Below are 26,302 nucleotides of genomic sequence, written 5' to 3' on the forward strand. Positions count from 1 at the left end.
TCAAAGGGCTTGATGTTGGAAACGGTGTGGGAAATCCTTACATCGTGGGAACATAGAAACAGGGAGTTAGGGTAATGGGTTCTTTTAGCATGTGGCACTGGTTGATCGTTCTGGTCATCGTGCTGTTGTTGTTCGGTCGCGGCAAGATCCCGGAACTGATGGGCGACGTTGCCAAGGGCATCAAGAGCTTCAAGAAGGGCATGACGGACGAAGACGTGCCGGACACGGCAAAGACCGTCGATCACAAGGCCGACGAAACGAAGTAACCAAGTCCGGGAAAAAGCGCAGGCCCCGCGCTTCCCGTCCAGGAGCCTTGCATGTTCGATATTGGCTGGACCGAGCTTTTGGTCATCGCGGTCGTACTGATCGTGGTCGTCGGTCCCAAGGATTTGCCGCCGATGCTGCGCGCTTTCGGCAAGATGACGCAACGCGCCCGCAAGGTGGCGGGTGACTTCCGTGCGCAGTTCGATGAAGCGTTGCGCGAAGCTGAGCTTGACGATGTCCGCCAGACGATCAGCGACGCCCAGAAGCTCAACCCGGTCAACAGCCTGCGCGAGGCGATGAACCCGCTCCGCCAGATGGGCAACGAGATCAAGGCCGACCTGCAGAAGGCGACCACGGTCACGGAAAACAAGACCGAGGTGCCAGCCGATGCTGTTGCAGCCCCGACGCCGTCGATGAGCCTGCCGGAAACGCCGCCATTGGTAGCGACACCTACGCCGTCGGAACCGGTAGCAGCAGCGATCGTGCAGGCCGATACGGTTGTCGCCAAGCCTAAGGCCGTGCGCAAGCCGCGCGTCAAGATTGCCGACAACGTCGATGCTGCGGCTGCCGTTGCCGTGCCTGTGGAAAAACCGAAACGCACGACGGCAGCCAAGAAGCCTGCAACGCCAAAGAAGCCGGCGCAGACGAAGAAGGACGAGGCATGAGCGGTGATATAGAAGACAAGCCGCAGCCGTTGATCGAGCACCTGATGGAGCTGCGCACGCGGCTGATGTGGTCGATCGGCGCGTTTTTCGTCGCCTTCATCGCATGCTTCTTTTTTGCCAAGCATCTCTTCAACTACCTGGTCATTCCCTACAAGACAGCCGTCGTATGGGCGCATCTCGACGTCGAGAAAGCCCAGCTCATCTACACCGCGCCGCAGGAATTCTTCTTCACCCAGGTCAAGGTGGCGATGTTCGGCGGCCTTGTGGTCGCCTTCCCGATCATTGCCGCCCAGGTCTACAAGTTCGTGGCGCCGGGTCTGTACAAGAACGAGCGCCAGGCTTTCCTGCCGTTCCTGATCGCCTCGCCGGTCCTGTTCCTGATGGGCGGCGCGCTCGTCTATTTCTTCTTCACGCCAATGGTCATGTGGTTCTTCCTGTCGATGCAGCAGGCGCCAGGTCATGACGAGATAGCAATCTCGCTGATGCCGAAGGTCTCGGAATATCTGAGCCTGATCATGACGCTGGTCTTCTCCTTCGGCCTCGTGTTCCAGCTTCCCGTCGTCACCACGCTGCTCGCCCGTGTCGGTCTTCTGACGTCGCAATGGCTCGCCGAAAAGCGCAAGTTTGCCATCGTCCTCGCCTTTGTCGTCGCCGCCGTGCTAACGCCGCCGGATCCGATGTCCCAGATCGGCCTTGCGATACCGACGATCCTTCTCTACGAGATTTCCATCCATGCGGCGCGACTCGTGGAGCGGCAGCGTGCCCGGCAGGCGGTCGAAAAGGAAACTGGATCCGCAGACGTTGCCAAGACGGACAGCGTCTGAGCTGCGATCTGGAAATCCCTTCATGAACGCCGTCGACTGCTTAATCCCTAAATCTGAATCGGTTTAAGGAATTATGCAGCAATTCAAAGTGTTACAGTGTCCTTTGTGCGTTTGAAAAGTCGCGCGGTGCTGTAACATCCGGTCGAGGCCCGATCTGGCTTTGGCCGGGTCACCTCTGTTGCAACGACCTGGAACGACGATGCTCGATATCAAATGGATCCGTGAGAATCCCGAAGCGCTCGATGCCGCCCTTGCCAAGCGCGGCGCGGAGCCTCTGGCCCAAAGTCTCGTTGCTCTCGATGAAAAGCGCCGCTCCGCCGTGCAGAAGGCACAGGACTTGCTGTCCCGCCGCAACCTCGCCTCCAAGGAGATCGGTGCGGCGATGGCCCAGAAGAATGGCGAGCTTGCCGAGAAGCTGAAGGCGGAGGTCTCTGAACTCAAGACCCTGCTGCCGGCGATCGAGGAAGAGGACCGGCAGCTGACGGCCGAACTCAACGACGCGCTCTCGCGCATCCCGAACATACCTTTCGACGACGTCCCGGTCGGCAAGGACGAGCATGACAATGTCGTCACCCGCACCGTCGGCGAAAAGCCGCGCTGGAACCACGCGCCGAAGGAGCACTTCGAAATCGGCGAGGCGCTCGGCTATATGGATTTCGAGCGCGCAGCCAAGCTCTCCGGCTCGCGCTTCACGGTGCTGACTGGACCGCTCGCCAGGCTCGAGCGCGCGCTCGGCCAGTTCATGATCGATCTCCACACCAGCGAGCACGGCTATACCGAAGTCAGCTCGCCGCTGATGGTGCGCGACGAGGCCGTTTATGGCACCGCCCAGCTGCCGAAATTCGCCGACGATCTCTTCAGGACGACTGATGGACGCTGGTTGATCCCGACGGCCGAAGTGACGCTGACCAATCTCGTGCGCGAGGAAATCCTCGATCAGGAGAAGCTGCCGCTCCGCTTCACCGCATTGACGCCGTCCTTCCGTTCGGAAGCAGGCTCGGCCGGCCGCGATACGCGCGGCATGCTGCGCCAGCATCAGTTCTGGAAATGCGAGCTCGTTTCGATCACCGATGCCGAGAGCGCCGTTGCCGAGCATGAACGCATGACCGCCTGCGCCGAGGAAGTGCTGAAACGCCTCGGCCTGCACTTCCGAACCATGACGCTTTGCACCGGCGACATGGGCTTCGGCTCGCGCAAGACTTACGATCTCGAAGTCTGGCTGCCGGGGCAGAATGCCTTCCGTGAAATCTCCTCCTGCTCGGTCTGCGGCGATTTTCAGGGCCGGCGAATGAATGCGCGCTACCGCGGCAAGGACGACAAGAGCAACAGGTTCGTCCATACGCTGAACGGTTCCGGCACGGCCGTCGGCCGCTGCCTGATCGCTGTCCTTGAAAATTATCTGAACGAGGACGGTTCCGTCACGATTCCGGACGTTTTGCTGCCTTATATGGGCGGATTGACCAAGATCGAACGGGCGGCTTGAGGCGATGCGCATCCTGCTTACGAATGACGACGGCATTCACGCCGAAGGCCTTGCCGCGCTGGAGCGGATCGCACGCACGCTGTCCGACGATGTCTGGATTGTCGCGCCCGAGACCGACCAGAGCGGCCTTGCCCATTCGCTGAGCCTCTCCGAACCTCTGCGGCTGCGCAAGATTTCCGAAAAGCATTTCGCCCTGCGCGGCACGCCGACCGATTGCGTCATCATGGGTATCAGGCAGGTGATGGACATCAAGCCGGATCTGGTCCTGTCCGGCGTCAATTCAGGCTCGAACGTTGCCGACGACGTGACCTATTCCGGCACGATCGCCGGCGCCATCGAAGGCACCATGCAGGGCGTGCGCTCGTTTGCGCTGAGCCAGGCCTATCTCTATGAGGATGGCGCGCGCATCGTGCCCTGGGAGGTCTGCGAGACGCATGCACCGGCTCTTCTGGAAAAGCTGATGGTCCTGGACCTGCCGGAGGGTACGTTCCTCAATCTCAACTTCCCGAACTGCCGTCCCGACGCAGTCAATGGCGCCGAGGTGACCATGCAGGGCAAGCTCGCCTTCAACCTGCAGGTCGACGCCCGCTCCGACGGCCGGGGGTTTCCTTATTACTGGCTGAAGTTTGGCGAACGCGCCGGCGCCTTCGTTGAAGGCACCGATATTCACGCCCTAAAGCATAATAAGATTTCGGTAACGCCTTTGAAACTGGATTTGACCGATTATTCCGTGACGGACCGCGTGGCGCGGGCCTTGGGATACGGAGCACAAGTTTGACGGCAAGACTGGCGGAGAAGGAGGGCTTTGCTGCGCTTGTCCTTAGATTGCGTGCTGAAGGCATCTCCGACCTCGATCTGCTGACGGCGGTCGAGCAGACGCAGCGCTCGTTGTTCGTGCCGCCGCAATTCGCCGACGAAGCCTATTCGAGTCGGACGATCCCGATCGAATGCGGCTCCTTCCTCGAAGGCATCGATTTTGCCGTCCGCATCCTGCATCACTTAAAACTCAAGCCCGGCCAGCGCGTCCTGGAGATCGGCACCGGAAGCGGCTTTACCGCCGCCGTCATGGGCCGCATGGCCGAGCGTGTCCTGTCCATCGACCGCTACAAGACGCTGACGACGGCAGCGCAGCGGCGCATGGAATCGCTTGGTCTGCGCAGCGTCATCATTCGCCATGCCGACGGCAGTGCCGGCATGCAGGGTGAGGGCACCTTCGACCGCATCCTGGTGACGGCGGCCTTCAACGCGATGCCGCGCTTTTATACCGACCAGCTCGTTTCCGGCGGCTCGATGATCGCGCCGCTCATGATTTCCGAGAACGAGTGTCGCATGGTGCGGCTGACGAAAACCGGCAGCCGTTTCGAACGCGAGGAACTGTTCGAAGCACCCTATCTGCCGATCGTTCCGCGTCTTGCTTCGCTGTTATAGGGCCTCGCTGCCGTAGGCGTAAATGTTTTCCGGCCGGATCGGCCTGAAATCTGAATATGCATCACAATCAGAAAAGCCGTTCGCAGTTTTCGGCATCATGCTGTGCGCACTACGATTTTTCACCGCGTAAGCCTATGGTTATCAACTTCTCAAAAATATCGCACTGATTCCAGCATCTTAACCGCGTGGTAATACTAACGCGTTTTAATAGACTCACAAATGGTTGCGTTCTCAGTGGGTCGAGTCATGCGTTTCAGTCTTTCGCCAAAGTTCGGGAAGTCGGCCGGTAATCTTCTGGTTGTTGGCCTGCTGGCAAGTGCCGCAACGGGCTGCAGTTCCGATGTGACACGGTTTGGCGGCTTGTTTTCCTCCTCCGGGCAGGACCAGATCACCACAAGTTCCATTCCGCGCAGGAATATGAACGGTTCTCAGGGCGATCCGGTGCCGCGTGCCGATCTTAGCGGTTCGGCCGTTGCCAGCCAGTCGGGCTACGGCGGTGGCAATGATGCACTGAACCAGCCTTATCCCGCCCGCCAGGGTTACGATCCGACCCGCACATCGAGCTCGAGCGCACGTCTCGCTTCCGCACCGGTCTCGGTGCAGCGTTCCGAGCTGGCCGCGCCGTCGGCTGTTGCCCCGTCTCGGCAGCGGGAAAAGGAAGTCGCGCTCGCCCAACCTTTCCCGACTGCGCCGCAGGCCGAAAGGCCGCGATTGGTGGCGCCAACTGCGCCGAAGATGACGCCCGATACGCTGACAACAGGCGCGACGCCGAAGGTTTCCGGCTGGTCCGCGACCAACGCTCCGTCGGTGACGCTGCGTCCGGGTGAAAGCATCGCCACCCTCTCCAGGCGTTTTGGCGTACCGGAAAAGGAAATCCTGCGCGTCAATGCCCTGAAAACGGCATCTGCCGCTCAGCCCGGCCAGGCGATCCTGATCCCGACATTCAACGGCGGCAATGCCGCCAAGGCGGCATCGCAGGCGGCTGACCTTTCAAAGCCTGGCAAGATGCCGGAGGCGCCGAAGGCGCCTGAGCAGAACGTTGCCGTCGTTCCGGGCGCCAATTCCGCCCGCGACAAGACGCTGGCGAGTGCCGATGTCACCGGTAAACTTCCCACCGGCGCCGGCAAGGATCCGAAGGCGCCTGCCGGCACCTATGTCGTCAAGCAAGGCGATTCCCTGGCAAAGATTGCCAAGGCGACCGGCAGCAATGTCGACGACCTCAAGGCCGCCAACAATCTTTCGGCCAGCTCGCTCCGCATCGGTCAGGCTCTGAAGATCCCGAACGGCACCGCCGACAATATCAAGACCGCCTCGATCCCGGCCGAGAAGGTCGATCCGAAGCCGACCCAGCCGGCAGCTGCCCAGCAGACGGCTTCCGCGCAGCCCGCGCCCTATAAGGCACCGGCCGCCACCCAGACCGTCGACGATGCCGAGAAGAAGTCGGACGTCAGCTCCGCCGCGCCGGAATCGACCGGCATCGGCAAATACCGTTGGCCGGTGCGCGGCCAGGTCATTGCTTCATACGGCGCCAACGTCAACGGCAACCGCAATGACGGCATCGACATCTCGGTGCCGCAGGGCACGCCGATCAAGGCTGCCGAAAACGGCGTCGTCATTTATGCCGGCAACGGCCTGAAGGAACTCGGCAACACGGTTCTCGTCCGTCACGACGACGGCACCGTCACCGTCTACGGCAACGCCGATACGCTGAGCGTCACCCGCGGCCAGAAGATCCAACGCGGCCAGACGGTTGCCGTCTCCGGCATGAGCGGCGACGTCAAGCAGCCGCAGGTCCATTTCGAGGTGCGCAAGGACGCGTCCCCGGTCAACCCGATGACTTTCCTGGAATAGGTACAGCGTACCAGGAAACGCAAAAGCCCGGCCATCAGCCGGGCTTTTGTCATTTGATGCATGTCGCAAAAAAAATCGCAGCGGTTTTGGGAGGACGACATGCATAAGAACAAAGACCGAAGGCGCGTCGCAAGAATTCGGATTGATGCGACGCGCTTCAGGCCCGGTCGATGTGAACCCGCATGCGCCCAGCCAGGTCCTGAATATACTGCCAGGCGACGCGGCCGGAGCGCGCGCCGCGCGTCGTTGCCCATTCCAGCGCCTCGGCATGCATCTTGTCGCGTTCGAGCCCGAGCTTGAAGTGATCGGCATAGCCGTCGATCATGCCGAGATAATCCTCCTGGCTGCATTTGTGGAAGCCGAGCCAGAGGCCGAAGCGGTCGGAAAGCGAAACCTTTTCCTCGACCGCCTCCGACGGATTGATCGCGGTCGATTGCTCATTTTCCATCATGTGGCGCGGCAGCAGATGGCGCCGGTTGGAGGTGGCGTAGAAGAGCACATTGTCCGGCCGCCCTTCGACGCCGCCGTCGAGTGCCGCTTTCAGCGACTTGTAGGCGGTGTCGTCGTGATCGAAGGAGAGATCGTCGCAGAAGACGATCACGCGGTAGGGCGTGTCCTTCAGGAGGTCGAGCAGATAGGGAAGGCTGGATATATCCTCACGATGGACTTCGACCAGTTTCAGCGAGACGCTGCTTTCGCGCCTGACATCCTCGTGCACGGCCTTGACCAGCGAGGATTTGCCCATGCCGCGCGCGCCCCAGAGCAGCACATTGTTGGCGGCATAGCCCTCGGCGAAACGCACCGTATTCTCATGCAGGATGTCGCGTACGTGATCGACACCGCGGATGAGCTTCAAAGCCACCCGGTTCGGCCTCTTGACCGGCTGCAGATGCTGGCGCAATGGCGCCCAGACGAAACAGTCGGCGGCATCCCAGTCGTTGACGGCGGGTGCCGGTCCGGCAAGACGCTCGACGGCGTCGGAGAGCCGTCTCAGTTCGGCAAGCAGGGCTGTGTTGATTTCCTCGGTCATCGACGGCCTCCTGATTTCTCGCTGCGGCAATCCGCTTTGATCTTTCGATGTCGGGTAGCATGGCGTTTTGAATGCGGAAAGGTTATGAGGCAGCGGAATCGGTACTGTTTCCGGCTGTTTCTGTTGCATTCATCGAAGCCGTAACTATAGTCCGGCAACCTGAAAAGAGAGGCGGAGTTCCGCCGCCCAAGCCTGAGGAGTTTAGCATGTTCATCACCCCGGCATTCGCCCAGAGCGCGACCGATACCGCAACGGGATTCGGCGGCTCCGGTTTCGAAATGATCATCCTGTTCGTGCCGCTGATGGTCGTCTGGTACTTCCTGCTGATCCGTCCGCAGCGCGCGCAGGCAAAAAAACGTGAGGAGACCCTGAAGGCGATCCGTCGCGGCGACCAGGTCGTCACCGGCGGCGGTCTCGTTGGCAAGGTCACCAAGGTCGTCGACGAAAAGGAAGTCGAAGTCGAGATTGCTGACGGCGTGCGCGTGCGCATCGTCCGTAGCGGCATCTCCGAAATTCGCGTCAAGGGTGAACCGGTCAAGGCCGACGCGGCGTAACAAGCGATAACGGCAGGACCGCCGGATCGGAAGATCGTCGAGAGAATGTTGCATTTTTCCCGCTGGAAAACACTTCTGATTTGGCTGGCCGCGTTTGCGGCCATCGTCATCGCTGCGCCCAATCTTCTGACTGAGGCGCAGCGATCCTCCCTGCCGGACTGGTTGCGGCACGACCGCGTAGTGCTTGGTCTCGACCTGCAGGGCGGCTCGCATATCGTTCTGAAGGTCGAGCGTTCCGATATCGTCAAGGACCGCCTGGAAGAGCTGGTCGCCAATGTGCGCAATGCGCTGCGCGGCGCCAGCATCCGCTATACCGGGCTGACCGGCAATGACCAGACCGTCACCGTCCGCATCACCGATCCGGCCCAGACACAGGCGGCGGTCGATCTCCTGAAGCCTTTGACGACGGCCGACGGACATTCCGGATCTGAGGTCACGCTGCAGCAGGGCGAAGAGGGGCAGCTTTCACTGCAGATTTCCGACGCCGGTATTACTGCTGACGTTGCTTCCGCCCGGACCCGCTCACTCGATATCGTTGGCCGCCGCATCGCCGGATTCGGCTATGACAATTTCCTCGTTCGGCCCGATGGCGCCGACCGGATCGTCCTGCAGGTGCTGGGATCGGTCGATGCGGAGCGGCTGAAGAACCTCCTCAACCAGCCGGCCAAGCTTTCCTTTCATCTGATCGACGAAAGCATGTCGGGGCAGGAGGCGCTGAACGGCCGCTGGCCCGCGACATCGCAGGTGCTCTATTCGCTTGATGATCCGCCGGTACCGTACCTCGTCGACCGCACGGCTTTCATCACCGGCAGCAACATGGTCGATACCGAGCCTGTCGTCGATCAACAGACGCAGGATACCTCGATTGCCTATCGTCTCGATGCGGAAGGCACGCAGCGGCTGGCGCAGGCGACGGGGCAGAATATCGGCAAGCATCTTGCCATCGTCTTCGACGACCAGGTGATGTCGTCACCGGTCATCGATGCGGCGATCACCGGCGGCGAGGGCCGGATTTCCGCAAACTTCTCCGAGGAGGGCGTCCGCGACCTTGCGATCATGCTGCGCGCCGGCGCCTTGCCGGCGACGCTGACCAGCGTCGAGGAACGCAGCGTCAGCCCGAGATTCGGCGCCGATTCCATCTTCAACGGCATCGTTGCCGGCCTCGTCGCCGTCGTATTGGTCGCGGCGCTGATGACCGCGCTCTATCGCATCCTCGGCATCATCGCCGTCGCCTCGCTCTTCCTCAACCTGATCCTCATCGTCGCGGTGCTCAGCCTTGCCGGCGCGACGCTCACCTTGCCCGGGATTGCCGGCATGGTGCTGATTGTCGGCATGGCCGTCGACTCGAACGTTTTGATCTACGAGCGAATCCGCGAAGAGGAGAAGACCACCCATTCCTTTGCGGAGGCCGTCGGCCGCGGTTTCTCGCGCGCATTCGCAACGATCGTCGACGCCAACGTGACGATTTTCATTGCGGCCATCATCCTTTTCTTCCTCGGCAGCGAATCCATCCGCGGTTTCGCGGTGACGCTTGCGGTCGGCATCCTGACGACCGTCTTCACGGCTTTCACGTTGACGCGCTCGATCGTTGCCGTCTGGCTGAGCGCGCGCCATCCCCGGCATCTGCCGAAGAGCGTACTGACGCATCTTTTCGAGCACGCCAATATCCGCTTCATGGGGATCCGCCGTTATGTCTTTACGGCGTCGGCGGTCATTTCGCTGATCGCCATGGCCGCCTTTGCCACCGTCGGCCTGCACCTCGGCATCGATTTCACCGGCGGCTCGCTCATCGAAGTGACGGCAAAGCAGGGCAATGCCGAGATCGCCGATATCCACTCGCGCCTCAATGATCTCAATCTCGGCGATGTCAGTGTCGAGCGCACGGGCGGGCCGGCGAATGCGCGGATCCGCATCGCTTCCCAAGGCGGCGGCGAGAATGCCGAGCAGTCGGCGGCGACGCTGGTGCGCGGCGAGCTCCAGGAAGATTATGATTTTCGCCGCGTCGAGGTCGTCGGCCCCGCCATCTCGGGCGAATTGACGATGATGGCGACGCTCGGCGTGCTTGCAGCCCTTGCAGCGATCCTGATCTACATCTGGGTCCGCTTCGAATGGCAATTCGCGGTCGGCGCCATCGTCGCAACGCTGCACGACGTCATCATCATGCTCGGTCTCTTCGTCCTCAGCGGCATCGAGTTCAACCTGACGAGCATCGCCGCCGTACTGACCGTCGTCGGTTATTCCCTGAACGACACGGTCGTGGTCTACGACCGAATGCGCGAAAATCTCAAACGATACAAGAAGATGCCGCTGCCGATCCTGATCGATGCCTCGATCAATCAGACGCTTTCGCGCACCGTTCTGACCGCGGCGACGACGCTGATCGCCTTGCTGGCGCTCTTTCTCTTCGGCGGCGAAGTCATCCGCTCCTTCACCTTTGCGATGCTCTTCGGCGTCGCTCTCGGCACCTTCTCTTCGATCTATATCGCGGCTCCTGTCTTGATCGTCTTCCGGCTGCGGCCGAAGGCTCCCGACGGGGAAGAGAGCAACAAGACGGATGCTGGTGTAAAATCCGGCACGGTGGTTTGAAAACATGGCAAAAGGCATAGAAATCCGCGCCGCGCATTTCCCCGGGCGCGCTCCGATCGATGCTTACGGCAATGGTGGCTTTCGCTTTGCCGACATGTCGCATCGCGGCTCGATCCTTTGCCTGCCCTCCGGCATTCATGGCTGGGACATGGATATGTCGAAACCGCTGTCGCCTGAAAATTTTCGCCGGGTGCTGGATGAGGCAGCCGATATCGAGGTTCTGCTCGTCGGTACCGGAACCGAACTTCGCCGCCTGCCCGAGGAATTGAGGCTGGCGCTGAAGTCGCGCGGCATCTCCTCCGATCCGATGAGTACGGGTGCTGCTGTGCGCACCTTCAATATCATGCTCGCCGAGCAACGTGCCGTCGCCGCGGCGTTGATTGCGGTCTGACGATGACTGAAGCGCATATTGCGACGAACCAGGAGATCTGCCTGGCGATGCTGCGTGACAGCGATCGCGACCGCTATCTCGCCTGTCTGCTGTCGCCGGAGGAAAAGCGCGGCGCGCTTGCAGCTCTTTATGCCTTCAATGCCGAGCTCGCCCGCATCCGAGATCTCGTGCACGAGCCGTTGCCTGGCGAGGTACGGCTGCAATATTGGCACGACCTGTTGGAAGGCAGCGCACACGGCTCGACGGCAGCCAATCCCGTCGCCGCAGCGCTTCTGATCGCGATCGAAACGCACCGCCTGCCGCGCAAGACGCTGATCGACATGATCGAGGCCCGCACCTTCGATCTCTATGACGATCCGATGGAGACACGTCTTTCGCTTGAAGGCTATGCCGGCGAAACGGCATCGGCCCTGATCCAGCTCGCAAGCCTGGTGCTGTCGCCGGAGGAGGCCGCACGCTCGGCCGACGCCGCCGGCCATGCCGGCGTTGCCCAGGCGGTCGCCGGGCTGTTGCTGCTGATGCCGCTGCATCGCCGCCGCGGCCAGATCTATATTCCGCTGCAGATCCTGTCCGCCACCGGTCTCGACCGCGATGCCTTCCTCGCCGGAAAAGACAGGCCGCGCATCGCCGCCGCCATCGAGGCTTTTGCCGGCCTCGGTCGCGAACATCTGGCAAAGACGAGGGCGGCGGGGTCGATTGCGCCGACTGTTTTTCCAGCCTTCCTGCCGGCGACACTTGCCGAGCCGGTGCTCATCAGGGCGCAGAAACGGGGCGCCTTGCTGTTTGACCGGCCGCTGCAGCCGCCGCAATGGCGCCGCCAACTGCGGATGGGGCTGGCTGCCGCACGCCGGAAAATCTGATATCGGTCAAACTCGCGCAAGTCTCGCGCGTTACAAGGCTTCCACCGCTACCCTTTGAACGGAGACTCGGCGTGGGCATTATCGTCTGGTGCGTCCTTTTCGCCATCGTCATTTTCATTGCTTTCGTGGCAACGCGCATGGCCGCGCAGAACAAGGAAGACGGCCTGCATGACACGGGCCTCGCCATCATCGAGTTCGGCCGCGCCTTTCCGAACGAGGCGATCCGTCAGCTGCAGACGACGGAAAACGGCCAGGCCGTCTTCGTGCGCCTGCATGACAACAAGGCGGGCTTCATGCGCAACATGTCGCGCCATTTCGCCTGCCATCTCATCGAGCCGGGCCGGGTGCGCGTCGTCGGCTCGGAAACGGGCAGGGGCCTGGTGATCGACTTTCTCGATGCACCCTATCACAACGGCGATTTCGAATTCGCTTCTGCCAAGGAAGCCTCGGAAGTTTCGCTGTGGCTGCTCGGCAATTATATCGCCGAGCCGGATAAAGACCTGCCGCCCGGCAATATTTCGGCGGCGAACAAGCAGTAATGCATGTCGCCCGGCAGCGGTTTTCGGAGGACGGCATGCATAAAAGCAAAGACTTCAAGCGGGTCGCAGGAGCCGGATCCGATGCAACGCGCTTGAAAACGCCGGTCAGGCGCTTTCGGCAAGCGTTGATTCTTGACCGAGCCAGGCGGCGCAATCGGCAAGGGCGCGGCGTGCGATCAACTGCCGCTTCATGATCGTCTTGTCCTTGCCCCGGAAGCGCTTGACGCCTTCAGGCTTGACGATCGAACCCGGCTGGAGCTCCGGAAACAACCCGAAATTGATGTTCATCGGCTGGAACGATCGTTTGCCCGGCTCCTCGTCGGTGACGAGGTGCCCACCGGTGATATGACCGAGCAGGGAGCCCAGCGCCGTCGTTGCCGGCGGCAGCGAAATCGCCTCGCCCTTGCGTTCCGCGGCAGCGAAACGCCCGGCCAGTAGACCGACGCTGGCGCTTTCCACATAACCCTCACAGCCGGTGATCTGGCCGGCGAAACGCAGGCCGGCGCGCGATTTCAGCGTCAGCGACGGGTCGAGCAGAGTGGGCGAGTTGATATAGGTGTTGCGGTGCAGGCCGCCGAGACGGGCAAATTCCGCATTTTCCAGACCCGGGATCATCCGGAAGATGTCCGCCTGCGCGCCATATTTCAGCTTCGTCTGGAAGCCGACCATATTGTAGAGCGTGCCGAGCGCATTGTCCTGCCGTAGTTGCACGACGGCATAGGCCTTGACTGTCGGGTTATGCGCGTTCGTCAGCCCCATCGGCTTCATCGGCCCGTGGCGCAGTGTCTCGCGGCCGCGTTCGGCCATCACCTCGATCGGCAGGCAGCCGTCGAAATAAGGCGTGCCTTCCCATTCCTTGAAACCGACCGTGTCGCCCGATATCAGCGCGTCGACGAAGGCGTTGTACTGCGCCTCGTCCATCGGGCAGTTGATGTAATCCTTGCCGGTGCCGCCGGGGCCGACCTTGTCGTAGCGCGACTGATACCAGCAGATATCCATGTCGATGCTCTCGCGGTAGACGATCGGCGCGATGGCGTCGAAGAAGGCAAGCGAATCCTCGCCGGTTTCCGTCTGGATGGCGCTCGCGAGCGACGGCGCCGTCAGCGGTCCGGTGGCAACGATGGCAAGGTCCCAGTCACGTGGTGGCAGGCCGGTGATCTCTTCACGCACGACGGTGATGAGTGGGTGGTCATGGACCGCCTTGGTCACAGCCTCGGAGAAGCCGTCGCGATCGACGGCGAGCGCACCGCCGGCCGGTACCTGGCACCGATCGGCGGCGGCCATGATCAGCGAGCCCGCCATGCGCATCTCGGCATGAATGACGCCGACGGCATTGCTGGTCGCATCGTCGGACCGGAAGGAGTTGGAGCAGACGAGTTCGGCAAGGCCGTCGGTCTTGTGCGCATCTGTGCCGCGCACCCCGCGCATTTCATGCAGGATGACCGGGACGCCGGAACTGGCGATCTGCCAGGCGGCTTCCGAACCGGCAAGCCCGCCGCCGACGACGTGGATAGGGGAATAGGAAGAGATCGTGTTCATTCCGGGCTGATATCATGTCGGCCGGTGCGATCCAACACCCCGGAATCAAAAACGGCGCCCTGAGGCGCCGTCTTGGAAGCATCGCGCCCGCTATTAGCGGAACGAGCGGGATGCGATATTCCGGATGTCGTAGCGGCTAACGCCGATATCGGACAGGGTCTGGTTCGAAAGGCCGCCGAGTTCGTTGAGCGTACGACGGTAGCTGAGCCAGCTTCTTGCAATGCGGATCGGGTTCATTGTCTTCTTCCTATGTCCGCGGGACGGCGGGATCGCCTGTCTCTCTGCGGTTGATGTTTATATAGGCGCGATCCGTCCGATTGTGCAGTGCAAATAAAAGGCGTCTGCCATGCAATTGTGCACTATGATGCTCGACAATTAGGCGGTGAATATTTTTTGAGCGAGCTATTCAAGCGGAAAAACATGCAACCGCCGCGGCCACCACGTGCAGCCAAAAGAAAACGCCCGCTGTGGGGACAGCGGGCGTTTCGATCGAGAGCAATCGTGCTTGGGAGTAGCAGCGATCACCTTGAATTAGCGGGCAGAAGCCTCACGGGCAACGCGATGGATGTCCGAACGGTCGATGCCGAGATCGTGCAATTCGCGGTTGGTCATGCGGCCGAGTTCCGTGACGGTCTGACGATACTTGCGCCAGTTATTGAAAGAGCGAGAGAAGTTCATGTTAAGCCCCTTTCCGAGGGTTTCATCTGCCAGCAGCCACCGATCGGCGCTGACCTCTATTTGATGACCAGAATATATGTTGCGGCGCGAAAGACTAAAACAGCCAAGTTTTCAGATCACCCATGCAAAGAGTGCATTGCTCAGAGGGCATTTGACGCAGACTTACCGCTTTTTGGTCAACGAATAGGCAGAATGACTTTTAGGAAAGCAGTTCGAATTGGAGGGGCGAATGGGTGCCACAGCGGAAAGCGCTGCTCCCTCCGCTACTTCCGCCCGTCCTTCCGCTACAAGGAGGTGTTCCGCTTCGGATGGGAAGTCGCCTATCCCTTCGCAGGGTTGGTGGGGCGGCGTGACGACAATGTGGCAAGACGGCGCGATCCGACGGAAACCCTCAAACCGCCAATGCTTTAATACAGCTTTGGCTAAGCAAAAACGCCCGCCGGGGGAGGATCCGGCGGGCGTGTTATGGTGACTGACAACTGGGAGGAGGAGTGTTGCCAGTCTATCGCAGCGCGCTGGGAGGAGGAGTGCGCGGCTGCGAATCTCGTCACGGACAAAGCATCCGCGGGCATCCGACTGGAGCCGGGCCGGGGCGCCATCCCCGCGCTTCGATGTCCTAATCAATAGTATGACTAATGAGTATTGTGCAGTGCAATAAATTCATGGGGGATATGCAAAGGTTGCATGCCTCTCCGTCCATAGGCTTACATTAGCGCTTATGACGTTAGCGGCCGGTTAACACTCGATACTATTTAGACCAATGAGGAACTTGTATATTTGTCGCAACAGCGTTTGCGAACACCCGTGCTGCGTCTATAACGGCGTGAGCCGCAGCGCCGCAGTCGACGTTGCGGAAATCAAGGGGTTGAGCATGTATCGCGGCAGATTGGAGCGGGATCTCTCACTCTGGGTGGGTAAAGGTCTGCTCGGGCAGGAAACGGCAGGTGCGCTTCTCGCCGAATATGACAGCCGCCCGGCAAGCTTCAGCCTCGGCAGGGTGCTGATGGCGCTGGCGGCGGTGCTGCTGGCATCTGCCATACTGCTAGTCGTCGCCTCCAACTGGGAGGCCATTCCACGCCTTGTCCGCGTGGGCGGCATCCTTGCCCTGATCTGGGTGGTGCATATCGCCGCCGCCAGGATGCTTGCCCGCGGTGCGACAGCGGCCGCAGGCGGGTTGCTGGTCATCGGCGCGATGAGTTTCGGCGGCGCCATCTCGCTGGTTGGACAGATGTATCACCTCTCCGGCGACGAGCAGACGGTGATGTATCTGTGGTTCGCGATTGCGACGATCTCGGCGATCCTGTTCCGTTCGGGCGCCGTTGCCGTCGTCGCCGGATTCCTCTCCTGGGCGTCGTTTGCCGTCTATCTTGAGAATAACGACACACATTGGATAGGGTTCGATCCCTGGATGGCGCCTGTCATGGCGGTGATCGTCATCGGGCTGGTGCGGTATACCGGCGCCGAGCGGGCCCGCCATCTGGCCTATCTGCTGCTGATCGGCTGGCTCGCCTGGCTCTATACTCTTTATGAGGAGATCGCCGTGGCGCTTGCCTTTGCGATCGGCGGCATGGTGGCCTTCGTCCTGACGGCGTTGCCGCTCCCGCGTATCGCCTCCCTGGTCAGGAGCGCGGGTGCGGCGCCGGCCTTCTACAGCTTCCTGGTCGCCGTAATCGGCTTCCTGCTGCTGCATATCGAGATCGAGGATGGCTGGCGGCTGGTGGTGCTCGGAGTGGCGACGCTTGCCGCTTCCGTGCTGGCGATCGCCCTGCATGGCAGGGATAACGGCGCGGTGCGATACCTCGCCTATACGACCTTTGCCGCCGAGATGCTTTATCTCGCCTCCGTCACCGTCGGCTCAATCCTCGGCACATCGAGCCTCTTCCTCTTCTCCGGTCTCGTGGTGGCGCTTGTCGCCTGGATGGTCATCCGTCTCGAACGGCGTTTTTCGGCGAATGCACAGGGGGAGCGCGCATGAGCTCGTTCATGGCAAGGCTGCAATCCGGCAAGGGCTATCTGCTTTCGGCCATCATCGTCGCCGGTCTGCAGACCCTTATCCTCGGCACGATCATCCAGAGCCGGGCGTCGATCCTCAGCGACGGCGCCGAGGTGCTGCTGAAGACGGCGCCCGTCGATCCGCGCGATTTCCTGCGCGGCGATTATGTCGTCTTGAACTACGACATTTCCTCGGTGCCGGTGCAGACGGTTTCCGGCGGCATTCCGGCCGAGGCCGGCGAACGGGTGCTATGGGTCCGGTTGAAGAAGCAGGAGGATGGTTTCTGGACGGTGACCGAATCGTCCTTTCACGAGCTGCCTACGCAGCCGGAGACCGTGATCCTGCGCAGCCAGCCATTTTATAGTGGCGGCCTTGCCGCCGGCGACAGCATGCGTGTCGAATACGGCATCGAGCGCTACTACGTTCCAGAAGGCGAGGGCAAGCCGATCGAGGAGGCCCGCAATGACGGCAACGTCGCCATCGCAGTGCGTGTCTCGCCTGATGGAAGCGCACAGATCCGCAGCCTTCTCGTTGACGGCAAGCCGGTTTACGACGAGCCGCTTTACTGATCGCGTCACACTTCGGGGCAGGGCCGTTCCGGGGCTGCAAATCCCCTGTCATTTGCCGTTCATTTTTCCTTTGCCTCGACCAAATCGGGTGATATAGAGACGCCGCGCTCCGGAAGGCCTCATGCGCAGGCATAGGTATGCGGTTTTGTGAACGCGGGTATGGTGAAATTGGTAGACACGCCAGATTTAGGTTCTGGTGCCGCAAGGCGTGGGAGTTCAAGTCTCTCTACCCGCACCAAGCTGTTTGCAGGCGGGAGACTAAGAATCGGTTGTTCCAGAACAATTGAGAGTTGTCCCGAATAGGCCGCGAGTGCCATTCCGCTTTGGGCGGAATGATATGGAATTGGGAAAAGCCACGCGCGGCAGGATCGCCGGCGTCGTGCTCATCGAAACGAACGGCGTCTGGGCACGGCCGCCACGAAATGAAGGTAGGAAGACATGCAGGTTATCGAAACGCTCGCTGAAGGGCTGAAGCGCGAAATCAAGGTCGTTATCCCGGCCAAGGACATGCAAGACAAGATGAATGAGCGTCTTGCCGATGTGAAGGACAAGGTTCGCATCAACGGTTTCCGTCCGGGCAAGGTCCCCGCCGCTCACCTGAAGAAGGTCTACGGCAAGTCGATCATGGCCGACCTCGTCAACGAAATCGTCCGCGAGCAGCCGGCCGCCATCCTGTCCAGCCGCGGCGAGAAGTCGGCCACGCAGCCGGAAATCGCCATGACTGAGGACAAGGACGAAGCCGACAAGATCCTCGCTGCCGAGCAGGATTTCGAATTCACGCTCTCCTATGAAGTGCTGCCGCCGATCGAACTGAAGTCGGTCAAGGGCATCAAGGTCACGCGCGAAGTCATCGACATCTCGGACGACGAAGTCAACGAGCAGGTCCTGAAGGTCGCCGAAAGCGCCCGCGCTTACGAGACCAAGACCGGTAAGGCCGCAAACGGCGACCGCATCACCATGGATTACGTCGGCAAGGTCGACGGCGAAGCCTTCGAAGGCGGCACCGACCAGGGCGCCGAACTGGTGCTCGGCTCCGGCCGCTTCATTCCGGGCTTCGAAGACCAGCTCGTCGGCCTCAAGGCCGGCGCCGAGAAGACCATCACCGTGACCTTCCCGGCCGACTATCCGGCCAAGAATCTCGCCGGCAAGGAAGCAACCTTCGACGTGTCAGTCAAGGAAGTCGCCGCACCTGCCGATGTCGAGATCAACGACGAACTTGCCTCCAAGCTCGGCATCGAATCCGCCGACCGCCTGAAGGAAATCGTCCGTGGCCAGATCGAATCGCAGTACGGCTCGCTGACCCGTCAGAAGCTGAAGCGTCAGATCCTCGACCAGCTGGACGAGATGTACAAGTTCGAGACCCCGAACTCGCTCGTCGACGCCGAATATAACGGCATCTGGAGCCAGGTGAACAACGACCTCGCCCAGTCCGGCAAGACCTTCGAGGACGAAGACACGACCGAAGAGAAGGCTCGCGAGGAATACAAGACGCTCGCCGAGCGTCGCGTTCGCCTCGGCCTCGTTCTCTCCGAAATCGGTGAAAAGGCCGGCGTCGAGGTCAGCGAAGACGAGATGCAGCGCGCCATCTACGATCAGCTGCGCCAGTATCCGGGCCAGGAAAAGCAGATCCTCGAATTCTTCCGCAGCCAGCCGGGTGCCGCTGCTTCGATCCGCGCACCGATCTTCGAAGAGAAGGTCATCGATCACCTGCTGACCGAAATCGACGTCACCGACAAGAAGGTGACTAAGGAAGAGCTGCTCGCCGAGGAAGAGGGCGAAGCCAAGGCCGAAACCAAGAAGGCCGCACCGAAGAAGAAGGCTGCCGCCAAGGCCGAAGCAGCTGACGCCGGTGAAGGCGAAGAAGCCGCACCGAAGAAGAAGGCTGCTCCGAAGAAGAAGGCGGCTGACGAAAGCGCCGAATAATCGCTTTTTTAGTTCAGAAGTTTGGAAGGCCTCGCCATCGTGCGGGGCCTTTTTCTATTATCCGGGGCAGTTTCATTCTCGCCGCCTACTCCATTGTGTTTATGCATCCTAGACAACAAAGAGTTGCATTGAAGTATAATTGGATGCAGATTTCGCTGATGGTGGGAGGGACCTGAAAATGACCGCAAAGCATGATATGAAGAAGCTCGTGGAGGAAATCTATGCTGTGCGTGACCGCGGTGATATCGAAGCTACCTTGGCGCTGATCGGCGAGGGTTGCACCTTTCGCATGATCGGCAATACACGGCTGGCGCCCTTTTCGACTGAATCAGGCGGGCATGATTTTCGGCAAGCGATAACGCAGCTTATCACAGTATGGGATCTATCGAAGGCAGATGGTCTTTGCCCACCGCGAAGGCGAGGTCAGGCACATCCCATCGGGCGTGAGCTTCCATACGGAATTCGTCGACAAGATCCACTTCAGGGATGGGAAACCGATCAAGATCGTCGAATTCGTCGACACGCTGCAAGTAGCCGAGACGACCAAGATGATCCAAGTCGCTTAGACTGCCACCAAAGTCCGAGCCTTCAAAGCGCGTTGTCAAACTTGATTCATGCGACGCGCTTTAGCGACATGCATTGGTTTAGAGCAATTCCAGGAATGCGAAGCGGTTTTCCGTCCGGAATTGCGTAAAACAAAAGGGCGTCAGCAGCCGTTCAAGAATGCGCTGTCAGTTGCGCGACTTTCCTGACATGGCTGACGGCTGCGGCGCCGCCGGCGGTCTGTGTGAAGAGGTGGAGCGTTTCTTCTTCGTCGTCGGCGACCGGCGTCAGGGCCTGATCCATGTAGGTCTTCGACTTCGCGTCCCTTGAAATCAGGAATGCCGAAATCGTCAGGCCAATGATCGTGCTGGCGAGCGAAGCATGTTTGCGGAAGGTTTCCCAGGCAAAGCGCGGCCAGAAGACCAGCGGATTCTCGCGCGGCAGGTCCGGGCGCCGCTCCGACGGCGTCTTCAGGCGCAGCAGGCCGCTTTGCAGCGGGTGCACGTTTTCCAGCGGCACGGTAGTGGCGAAGGAGACGAGAACCTTGACGAGCCTTGCGAGTGGCACGCCGGTTGCCACGGCGCGGCGCAGCAGCGTCTTCATATGATCGGGCGAATAATAGAGCGCCCAGGCCTCGTGGTAGATGTCTTCCCATTCCTGCTTGCTCATCTTCGGATGCGCGGTGCAGACGTGCTCGACATCGTAGATGTTGAGATCGGCATCCATCTCGATACCCTTCTTCCAAAGGACCTGATGGTCCTCGGAACCGGGCAGTGGTGTCAGGATGAAGAACTCGATGACGTCGAGCGGCAGCTCTTCCTGGATGATCGCGATGTCGCGGCGGATTGATTCCGGCGTGTCGGCGGGAAAGCCCAGGATATAACCGGCGAGCGTCATGATGCCCTGTGCCTTCCAGGCGAGCAGCATCTTGCGGTATTCGGTGATCTTGTTCTGGTTCTTCTTGGCGGCGGTCAGATTGTCCGGATTGACGTTTTCGAGGCCGATGAAGACGCGGGTGACGCCGGCGCGCCTGGATTTCTCGATGAAATTGGGGATCTTGTGGCAGAGCGTGTCGACCTGGATCATCAGGCCGAGCGGAATGCCGTCCCGCTCCTTGAGTTCGATCAACCGGTCGAAGATCGCTTCCCAATCCTTGTTGCGGGCGAAATTGTCGTCGGTGATGAAGAATTTGTGGATGCCCTGCGCCCAGTTCATCCGCACCAGCTTTTCGACGTCGTCGGCCGAACGGAAGCGCGACTTGCGTCCCTGCACGTTGATGATGGTGCAGAACGAGCACTGATAGGGACAGCCACGTCCGGCATCGAAGCTGGTGCTGAGCCCGAGCGTGCGCTGGATATTGTCCTTCGGCAGGAAAGGAACCGGCGTGCCGCCGATGCCGGGAAGGTCGTTCATGAAATTATAGAGCGGCTTCAGCTCGCCGGCGGCGGCATCGCGCAACACCATGTCGAGCCGGCCCTCGGCCTCGCCGGCAAACATCGAGATGCCCATGTCGCGGCAGGCGTCGAGCCCGACGGCCTTGCCATCCAGCATCGACAGGCAGCCGGAAACATGGAAGCCACCGATCGAAACCGGCAGGCCGGCATCGCGGAACGGTCGGGCGATATCGAGGGCGCGCGGATACTGGTTGGTCTGGACGCCGACGAGCGAAATCATGCCGAAATTGTCGTGACGCCTGAACTGCGCCAGCAGTCCGGCGACATCGATCCGGGTGTTGGTCTCGTCGATCACAGTGATGTCGATCGCCGTATCGTCGCCGAGCACCTTGCGCTCGGCACATTCAGCGGCAATGCCGTAGAGCGCCGCAAGCGAATTGGAGGGGATCATCGCCCGCCACCAGCGGATCACGTAGCCGTCATCGTCATAATGCGACGGCTTGATCAGGATCAGCTGAAAACGTCTGCGCGCAACTTCCAAGACATGGGACAAGAGTATCTATCTTTCTTTAGAAGCTTTTGCCCGAAGGCAAAATGGCGTTGAAGGCATATACAAGCACGACGTATCAATGCGACTTAGGAGGTCAAACTAAGGCCTAAAAAAATCGGCACGGGGCGCAAACGCTTCGCGAAGTGTATCATTCCTCAATATACTACCCAATATCGAGCAGCAATGCGCGATGGTCGGAGACTTCGGGCGCCTCGACCACCTCGAATTTGGCGACCTTCACCCCCGGCGTCACCAGCATGTAGTCGGCAAAGCGGCCCTGCTTCAGATAATAGGAGGTTCGCGTGTCTACAAGGCCGCTTCCGGTGACGAGGTCGGAAAGCCCAAGTCTGGTGAGAATCGCAAAGGTCGCGCTATCAGGCAGCACGTTGAAATCGCCGCAGACGACGAGCCCTTCGTCGCCGGGCCAGACGCCCTCGATGAGCTTGACCAGCGCTGCAGCCTGCTCGTGCCGCGCCGGCGTGTCGCCCTTGCCTGCGGGATCACGCAGGCCATGCAAGTGGGCGATGGTCACGGTAGAAGCGTGCTCATAGCTGAAGAGGCGGATGCAATGGGCGTTTCGCGGCCGCGGATGTTCGCCCCAGCCATCGGCGGAAAAACTGCCGTGCACGAAGTCCAGCCCCTGGGCGATGACGGAATGCGACTTGCGCACGAAAGTCGCCAGCCCGAATTCGGCAACAATGGCAGTATCGCCGTCGAAAAGCTCGCCTTTCGAGGTCGGGCAGAAAAAGCCGTCGTGAGCGGGCAGGGCGGTGCCGATCTCGGTAAAGAGATTGAAGCGCTGCGGCAACTCGACATCGCCGTCCCGGTAGACCGACCAGCCCGTGCCGGTGCCGGGTGCGCGCAAAACTTCCTGCAGGCACAGCACGTCGGGATCGGCCGACGTCACATATTGAATCAGTGCCTCATGAAGCCTGCCGCCCCATGCGTTCAGCGAGATGATGCGCACTGTCATTCCGCTCCGTTTGGCGGCCGGACTTAGACGGCCGTTTCCTCGACGACGCGACGGACTTTAGAGTTCTGACTTGATGTCGCCCATCCTGTTCCAGGCATCGAGGCCGGCGATCTTGTAGGCTTCGGCGAGTGTCGGATAGTTGAAGGTGTTTTCGACGAAATATTCGACCGTGCCTTTGAGATTGAGCACCGCCTGGCCGATATGCACCAGTTCGGTGGCGCCTTCGCCGACGATATGCACACCGAGCAGGCGGCGGGTCTTCAGTGAGAAGATCAGCTTCAGAAGCCCGGTGTCGAGGCCCATGATATGACCGCGCGACGTCTCGCGGAAGCGGGCAATGCCGCATTCATAGGGAATGCCGCGCTCCTTCATCTCTTCTTCGGTCAGGCCGCAGGTCGAGATCTCCGGCACGGCATAGATGCCGTAGGGGAAATATTTCGGCGGTTCCTTGGCGACCGCGCCGACCGCGACGCGGGCGGCGATGCGGCCCTGTTCCATAGAGGTCGAGGCAAGGCTGGGAAAGCCGACGACATCGCCGGCGGCATAGACGTTGGCAACCGATGTCTGGAAGGTTTCCGGATTGACCTTGAGACGGCCGCGGCTATCGGCTTCGAGGCCGATGGCCTGAAGGTTCAGCGCATCGGTCGCCCCCATGCGGCCGGCGGCGAAAAGCACCATGTCGGTCGTCAGGCGCCGGCCGCTGTCGAGCGTCAGCTCGACCTTGCCGTTTTCGAGCCTCTCCACCTTGTCGGCCTTCTGGCCGAGCAGCAGCTTCATGTTGCGGTCGCGCAGCTGGTAGGTAAAATCCTCGATGATTTCCTTGTCGATGAAGTCGAGCATTGTCGCCTTCGGGTCGATGACGGTGACGGCGGTGTCGAGCGCGCTGAAGATCGTCGCATATTCGATGCCGATGACGCCGGCGCCGATGACCACCATCGATCGCGGCAGGTCCTGGATGTCGAGCAGTTCGTCGCTGTCGAGAACGGTCTTGCCGTCGAAGGGCATGTAATCGGGGCGGAACGGTTTTGTGCCGACGGCGAGCAGCACGCTGGCGGCGGTGACCTGCGTGGTCTCGCCGTCATCCTTGATCACCTGCAGCGTCGACGCATCGATGAAGCTCGCCTTGCCGCGAATATGCTGCACGCGGTTGCGGGCGAACTGGTGTTCCAGCACCTCGACCTCGTGGTTGAGCGTAATCAGCAGGCGGCGGCGCAGGTCATCTGCACTGATCTCTTCCTTGACGCGGTAAGACCGGCCGTAGAAGCCGCGTTCGCGCCAGCCGGAAAGATTAAGCGCGGTCTCGCGCAGCGTTTTGGAAGGGATGGTGCCGGTATGCACGGACACGCCGCCGACGCGTTTGCCCTGCTCGATGACAAGCACTTTCTTGCCGAGTTTTGCAGCCTGGATCGCGCCACGGCGCCCTGCGGGACCGCTGCCCACCACAACGAGATCGTACTGAAGCATCATCAAGCCCCGGATTGGAAAGGAATCATATTGCGACGCAAAATGTCGCCCGTCCATCGTTAGCCGGTCAATGTTACAGATTGTTTTACGGCCACCTGATTGGTCCTGACGGGTGCTTTTTCGGGCTAGTGAGCCCTGCGAGAAACAGCTTTACGCCATCGGTCGTAGCCGACGAAGACCGGCAGGGGCGCTTGCCATGCTCGGTGGCTCGACGGCATTTATGCGCGGGTGATGTAGTCCGCGGAAATATCGCCCACCTCGGTAACGCCCAGCAACGCCATATTGCTATGCAGTTCCGTCTTCAGGATATCGGCCGCCTTAAGCACGCCCGGTAGGCCCGCGACGGCTGCGGCATAAAGGAACGGCCTGCCCACGAACACGAAACAGGCCCCGAGCGCGAGGGCCTTCATGATGTCCGTTCCACGCCTGAAGCCGCCATCGACCATGACGGCAACGCTATCGCCAACACGGGACGCAATCTCCGGAAGGACCTGAAGGGGCGATGCGGTGCCGTCGAGCTGGCGGCCGCCATGGTTAGAGACGATCACGCCATCCGCCCCGGTGTCGACAGCCCGGGCCGCGTCGTCAGGATGCATGATCCCCTTCACCACGAGTTTGCCGGACCACCTGTTACGTATCCGCTCCAGATGGTTCCAGTTGAGATGGTCGCGCCTGCCGAAATCGCGCGCGACATTCGAGGAGATGATCGGCGCGCCCCTTGTGGCATAGGAATTTTCAAAATGCGGAATGCCGTGTCGGGCGATCGTGCGCAGGAATGTGCCGGTGGTCCAGCGTGGGTGCGAGATGCCCTGCCATGCCAGGCGGAGACCCGGACGCAAAGGCGTCGAAAATCCGGCCCTTACATTGTTTTCCCGATTTGGCAGCGTGGCTGTGTCCACAGTCAGCAGAAGCGTGCGCAAGCCGGCCGCGCCGACCCGATCGATCAGAGCATCGATACGGTCGGGTTCGCCGGGGAGATAGGCCTGAAACCATGCTTGCGGCGAAACCGCAGCAATCTCCTCCAAGGGGATAAGTGATGAACCGCTGATGATCATCGGGATTCCCGATTGATCCGCTCCTTGCGCGAGCACGATGTCACCTCGATAGGCCATCAGCGCGCTGATACCCATCGGCGCGATGCCGAATGGTGCGGCATGGGTCTTGCCGAAGAGGCTCGTCTCGGTGCTGCGTTTCGAGACGTCGCGAAGGACACGAGGCCGGAAGGCATAGGCCTGGAAAGCCTCTGCATTTTGCCTTAGCGACGCATTGGTCTCGGTTGCGCCTGAGATATAACCGAACAGGGGCTTTGGCAGATGTCGCCGCGCCTTTATTTCAAAGTCATCGAGGCAGAGCACGTCGCGGCAGAGCCGGGTCGATCGATCGGTGTTGCCGCTGCGGATCGTCATGGAGCTTCATCTTCTCGGTATTTCGGGCGGGCATTGTCCAGGCAGTGGTGGTGCAGGATTGCATACAATCGCGCACCACCGACTGCTGTCAACTCCAGCATTCCTAGTCTTCTCGCGGGATGGGCTGGGCTTGGTCGACGCGCCAGGGCTCTGCATCTCATCGGCGATCAGCCGCAGTGGTTGTTCATATCAGCTTCAGCCCCTTCAGGCTCACATGGCCATCCCTACCGATGATGACGTGGTCGTGGACAGTGATATCGAGCGCCTTGGCCGCATCGATGATCACCTTCGTCATGTCGATGTCGGCGCGCGATGGCGTGGGATCGCCGGAGGGGTGGTTGTGGACCACGCCTGCCAGATCTGTAAGCTATTGATTCGGGGTCGAAAAATGGAAATTCGGTGAGGAGTGGTGGCGGAGACTGGGATCGGTTGATCGTGCTCGACCGTTACCATCACGCCTGATCACCCCTGTGCTCGCCGAGACCCCTGTATGCACGGCACTGCACCTTATTCTTTTCATCCCACGCATCAAGCTCGTCGAGGGGGTAGAGCACGGCTTTGCCAATCTTGACGAAGGACGGGCCGAGACGCATTGCGCGCCAATTCCGAAGGGTCCCAACTGAAATACCGCCGCGGTATCGTTCAGCCACCTCTTCCGGCGTAAGGAATTTGCTATCTGCCACTACCGCCTCCTTCGGCAGCACGACCAAGGCCGAGTCGCCGTCTTGAGTTGATCATCGCGGCAGTCTGTTGAGGTTCCTTTGGCTCGATGCTTCGAGTGCCCGAACCCGGTGC

24 protein-coding genes, 1 tRNA gene and 2 pseudogenes are annotated in these 26,302 nt (G+C 60.7%); 17 read left to right on the forward strand and 10 right to left on the reverse strand.

Annotated elements, in window-relative coordinates:
• Positions 1–74: 74 nt before the first annotated feature.
• The 7 genes from RLCC275e_RS08245 to RLCC275e_RS08275 all read left to right on the forward strand — a co-directional run bounded on the left by RLCC275e_RS08245 (position 75) and on the right by RLCC275e_RS08275 (position 6,515).
• Positions 75–266 carry a twin-arginine translocase TatA/TatE family subunit gene (locus RLCC275e_RS08245; RefSeq protein ID WP_033179908.1) on the forward strand — a complete coding sequence of 64 codons (192 nt, stop codon included), beginning with the start codon at positions 75–77 and terminating at the stop codon, positions 264–266.
• A 51-nt stretch (positions 267–317) separates the two neighbouring features.
• Positions 318–929 carry a Sec-independent protein translocase protein TatB gene (tatB, locus tag RLCC275e_RS08250; RefSeq protein WP_033179909.1) on the forward strand — a complete coding sequence of 204 codons (612 nt, stop codon included), beginning with the start codon at positions 318–320 and terminating at the stop codon, positions 927–929.
• A complete protein-coding gene (gene tatC, locus RLCC275e_RS08255) occupies positions 926–1,753 on the forward strand; it encodes a twin-arginine translocase subunit TatC (RefSeq protein ID WP_018241797.1) in 828 nt (275 codons plus the stop codon). Before tatB ends, tatC begins: the two co-directional genes overlap by 4 nt.
• A 199-nt stretch (positions 1,754–1,952) precedes the next feature.
• Positions 1,953–3,236, forward strand: a complete 1,284-nt coding sequence (gene serS / locus RLCC275e_RS08260) for a serine--tRNA ligase (protein WP_033179910.1) — start codon at positions 1,953–1,955, stop codon at positions 3,234–3,236.
• A gap of 4 nt (positions 3,237–3,240) precedes the next feature.
• Positions 3,241–4,014 carry a 5'/3'-nucleotidase SurE gene (gene surE / locus RLCC275e_RS08265; protein WP_033179911.1) on the forward strand — a complete coding sequence of 258 codons (774 nt, stop codon included), beginning with the start codon at positions 3,241–3,243 and terminating at the stop codon, positions 4,012–4,014.
• Positions 4,011–4,664 (forward strand): protein-L-isoaspartate(D-aspartate) O-methyltransferase, encoded by a 654-nt coding sequence (locus tag RLCC275e_RS08270; RefSeq protein ID WP_033179912.1) that lies wholly within the window; start codon positions 4,011–4,013, stop codon positions 4,662–4,664. The genes surE and RLCC275e_RS08270 overlap by 4 nt, the downstream gene beginning before the upstream one ends.
• 246 nt (positions 4,665–4,910) lie before the next feature.
• On the forward strand, positions 4,911–6,515 hold the full coding sequence (locus tag RLCC275e_RS08275; RefSeq protein ID WP_033179913.1) for a M23 family metallopeptidase: 1,605 nt from the start codon (positions 4,911–4,913) through the stop codon (positions 6,513–6,515).
• Positions 6,516–6,672: 157 nt separating this feature from the next.
• Here the strand turns inward: RLCC275e_RS08275 and RLCC275e_RS08280 are convergent, their stop codons facing one another.
• Positions 6,673–7,545 (reverse strand): ATP-binding protein, encoded by an 873-nt coding sequence (locus RLCC275e_RS08280; RefSeq protein WP_033179914.1) that lies wholly within the window; start codon positions 7,543–7,545, stop codon positions 6,673–6,675.
• Between the two features lie 206 nt (positions 7,546–7,751).
• Between RLCC275e_RS08280 and yajC the strand changes: the two genes are divergently transcribed.
• The 5 genes from yajC (at position 7,752) to RLCC275e_RS08305 (ending at position 12,475) form a co-directional block, all read left to right on the forward strand.
• Positions 7,752–8,099, forward strand: a complete 348-nt coding sequence (gene yajC, locus RLCC275e_RS08285; protein ID WP_003558894.1) for a preprotein translocase subunit YajC — start codon at positions 7,752–7,754, stop codon at positions 8,097–8,099.
• Between the two features lie 45 nt (positions 8,100–8,144).
• A complete protein-coding gene (gene secDF / locus RLCC275e_RS08290) occupies positions 8,145–10,685 on the forward strand; it encodes a protein translocase subunit SecDF (protein ID WP_033179915.1) in 2,541 nt (846 codons plus the stop codon).
• A gap of 4 nt (positions 10,686–10,689) precedes the next feature.
• Positions 10,690–11,076, forward strand: a complete 387-nt coding sequence (locus RLCC275e_RS08295) for an Mth938-like domain-containing protein (protein ID WP_003539009.1) — start codon at positions 10,690–10,692, stop codon at positions 11,074–11,076.
• Between the two features lie 2 nt (positions 11,077–11,078).
• A complete protein-coding gene (locus tag RLCC275e_RS08300; protein ID WP_033179916.1) occupies positions 11,079–11,936 on the forward strand; it encodes a phytoene/squalene synthase family protein in 858 nt (285 codons plus the stop codon).
• Between the two features lie 71 nt (positions 11,937–12,007).
• Positions 12,008–12,475 (forward strand): hypothetical protein, encoded by a 468-nt coding sequence (locus RLCC275e_RS08305; protein WP_003558902.1) that lies wholly within the window; start codon positions 12,008–12,010, stop codon positions 12,473–12,475.
• Between the two features lie 105 nt (positions 12,476–12,580).
• Here RLCC275e_RS08305 and trmFO read toward each other — a convergent pair whose 3' ends face one another.
• The 3 genes from trmFO to RLCC275e_RS08320 form a co-directional block, all read right to left on the reverse strand.
• Complete coding sequence (trmFO, locus tag RLCC275e_RS08310) at positions 12,581–14,014, reverse strand: methylenetetrahydrofolate--tRNA-(uracil(54)-C(5))-methyltransferase (FADH(2)-oxidizing) TrmFO (protein ID WP_033179529.1); 1,434 nt, start codon at positions 14,012–14,014, stop codon at positions 12,581–12,583.
• A 93-nt stretch (positions 14,015–14,107) separates the two neighbouring features.
• Entirely contained in the window at positions 14,108–14,251 is a 144-nt protein-coding gene (locus RLCC275e_RS34650; protein WP_003539017.1) for a DUF1127 domain-containing protein, read from the reverse strand.
• 294 nt (positions 14,252–14,545) lie between these two features.
• Positions 14,546–14,692, reverse strand: a complete 147-nt coding sequence (locus RLCC275e_RS08320) for a DUF1127 domain-containing protein (RefSeq protein WP_003558908.1) — start codon at positions 14,690–14,692, stop codon at positions 14,546–14,548.
• 871 nt (positions 14,693–15,563) lie between these two features.
• Between RLCC275e_RS08320 and RLCC275e_RS08325 the strand changes: the two genes are divergently transcribed.
• From RLCC275e_RS08325 to RLCC275e_RS08345, 5 genes and pseudogenes are all read left to right on the forward strand, one after another.
• Complete coding sequence (locus tag RLCC275e_RS08325) at positions 15,564–16,667, forward strand: DUF2157 domain-containing protein (protein ID WP_033179530.1); 1,104 nt, start codon at positions 15,564–15,566, stop codon at positions 16,665–16,667.
• Complete coding sequence (locus RLCC275e_RS08330; RefSeq protein ID WP_033179531.1) at positions 16,664–17,254, forward strand: GDYXXLXY domain-containing protein; 591 nt, start codon at positions 16,664–16,666, stop codon at positions 17,252–17,254. Before RLCC275e_RS08325 ends, RLCC275e_RS08330 begins: the two co-directional genes overlap by 4 nt.
• Positions 17,255–17,407: 153 nt before the next feature.
• Positions 17,408–17,492, forward strand: a tRNA-Leu gene (locus RLCC275e_RS08335).
• 200 nt (positions 17,493–17,692) lie between these two features.
• A complete protein-coding gene (tig, locus tag RLCC275e_RS08340; protein ID WP_130741527.1) occupies positions 17,693–19,177 on the forward strand; it encodes a trigger factor in 1,485 nt (494 codons plus the stop codon).
• A 178-nt stretch (positions 19,178–19,355) separates the two neighbouring features.
• A pseudogene (locus tag RLCC275e_RS08345) lies at positions 19,356–19,743 on the forward strand (nuclear transport factor 2 family protein).
• 151 nt (positions 19,744–19,894) lie between these two features.
• Here the strand turns inward: RLCC275e_RS08345 and RLCC275e_RS08350 are convergent.
• The 6 genes and pseudogenes from RLCC275e_RS08350 to RLCC275e_RS08375 all read right to left on the reverse strand — a co-directional run bounded on the left by RLCC275e_RS08350 (position 19,895) and on the right by RLCC275e_RS08375 (position 26,190).
• Positions 19,895–21,667 (reverse strand): B12-binding domain-containing radical SAM protein, encoded by a 1,773-nt coding sequence (locus RLCC275e_RS08350; protein ID WP_033179533.1) that lies wholly within the window; start codon positions 21,665–21,667, stop codon positions 19,895–19,897.
• Positions 21,668–21,827: 160 nt separating this feature from the next.
• Positions 21,828–22,637, reverse strand: a complete 810-nt coding sequence (locus RLCC275e_RS08355; RefSeq protein WP_171816878.1) for an endonuclease/exonuclease/phosphatase family protein — start codon at positions 22,635–22,637, stop codon at positions 21,828–21,830.
• 57 nt (positions 22,638–22,694) lie between these two features.
• The gene (sthA, locus tag RLCC275e_RS08360) at positions 22,695–24,101 is read right to left on the reverse strand and encodes a Si-specific NAD(P)(+) transhydrogenase (RefSeq protein ID WP_003558925.1); all 1,407 of its coding nucleotides are present in this window, start codon (positions 24,099–24,101) and stop codon (positions 22,695–22,697) included.
• A 218-nt stretch (positions 24,102–24,319) separates the two neighbouring features.
• Complete coding sequence (locus RLCC275e_RS08365) at positions 24,320–25,507, reverse strand: alpha-hydroxy acid oxidase (RefSeq protein WP_033179534.1); 1,188 nt, start codon at positions 25,505–25,507, stop codon at positions 24,320–24,322.
• Between the two features lie 184 nt (positions 25,508–25,691).
• Positions 25,692–25,856: pseudogene (locus tag RLCC275e_RS08370) on the reverse strand (JAB domain-containing protein); the annotation flags it as partial.
• 103 nt (positions 25,857–25,959) lie between these two features.
• The gene (locus tag RLCC275e_RS08375; RefSeq protein ID WP_033179552.1) at positions 25,960–26,190 is read right to left on the reverse strand and encodes a helix-turn-helix transcriptional regulator; all 231 of its coding nucleotides are present in this window, start codon (positions 26,188–26,190) and stop codon (positions 25,960–25,962) included.
• Positions 26,191–26,302 lie beyond the last annotated feature (112 nt).

Origin of the sequence: Rhizobium brockwellii, from assembly GCF_000769405.2 — a bacterium.
Classification (GTDB): Bacteria; Pseudomonadota; Alphaproteobacteria; order Rhizobiales; family Rhizobiaceae; genus Rhizobium; species Rhizobium brockwellii.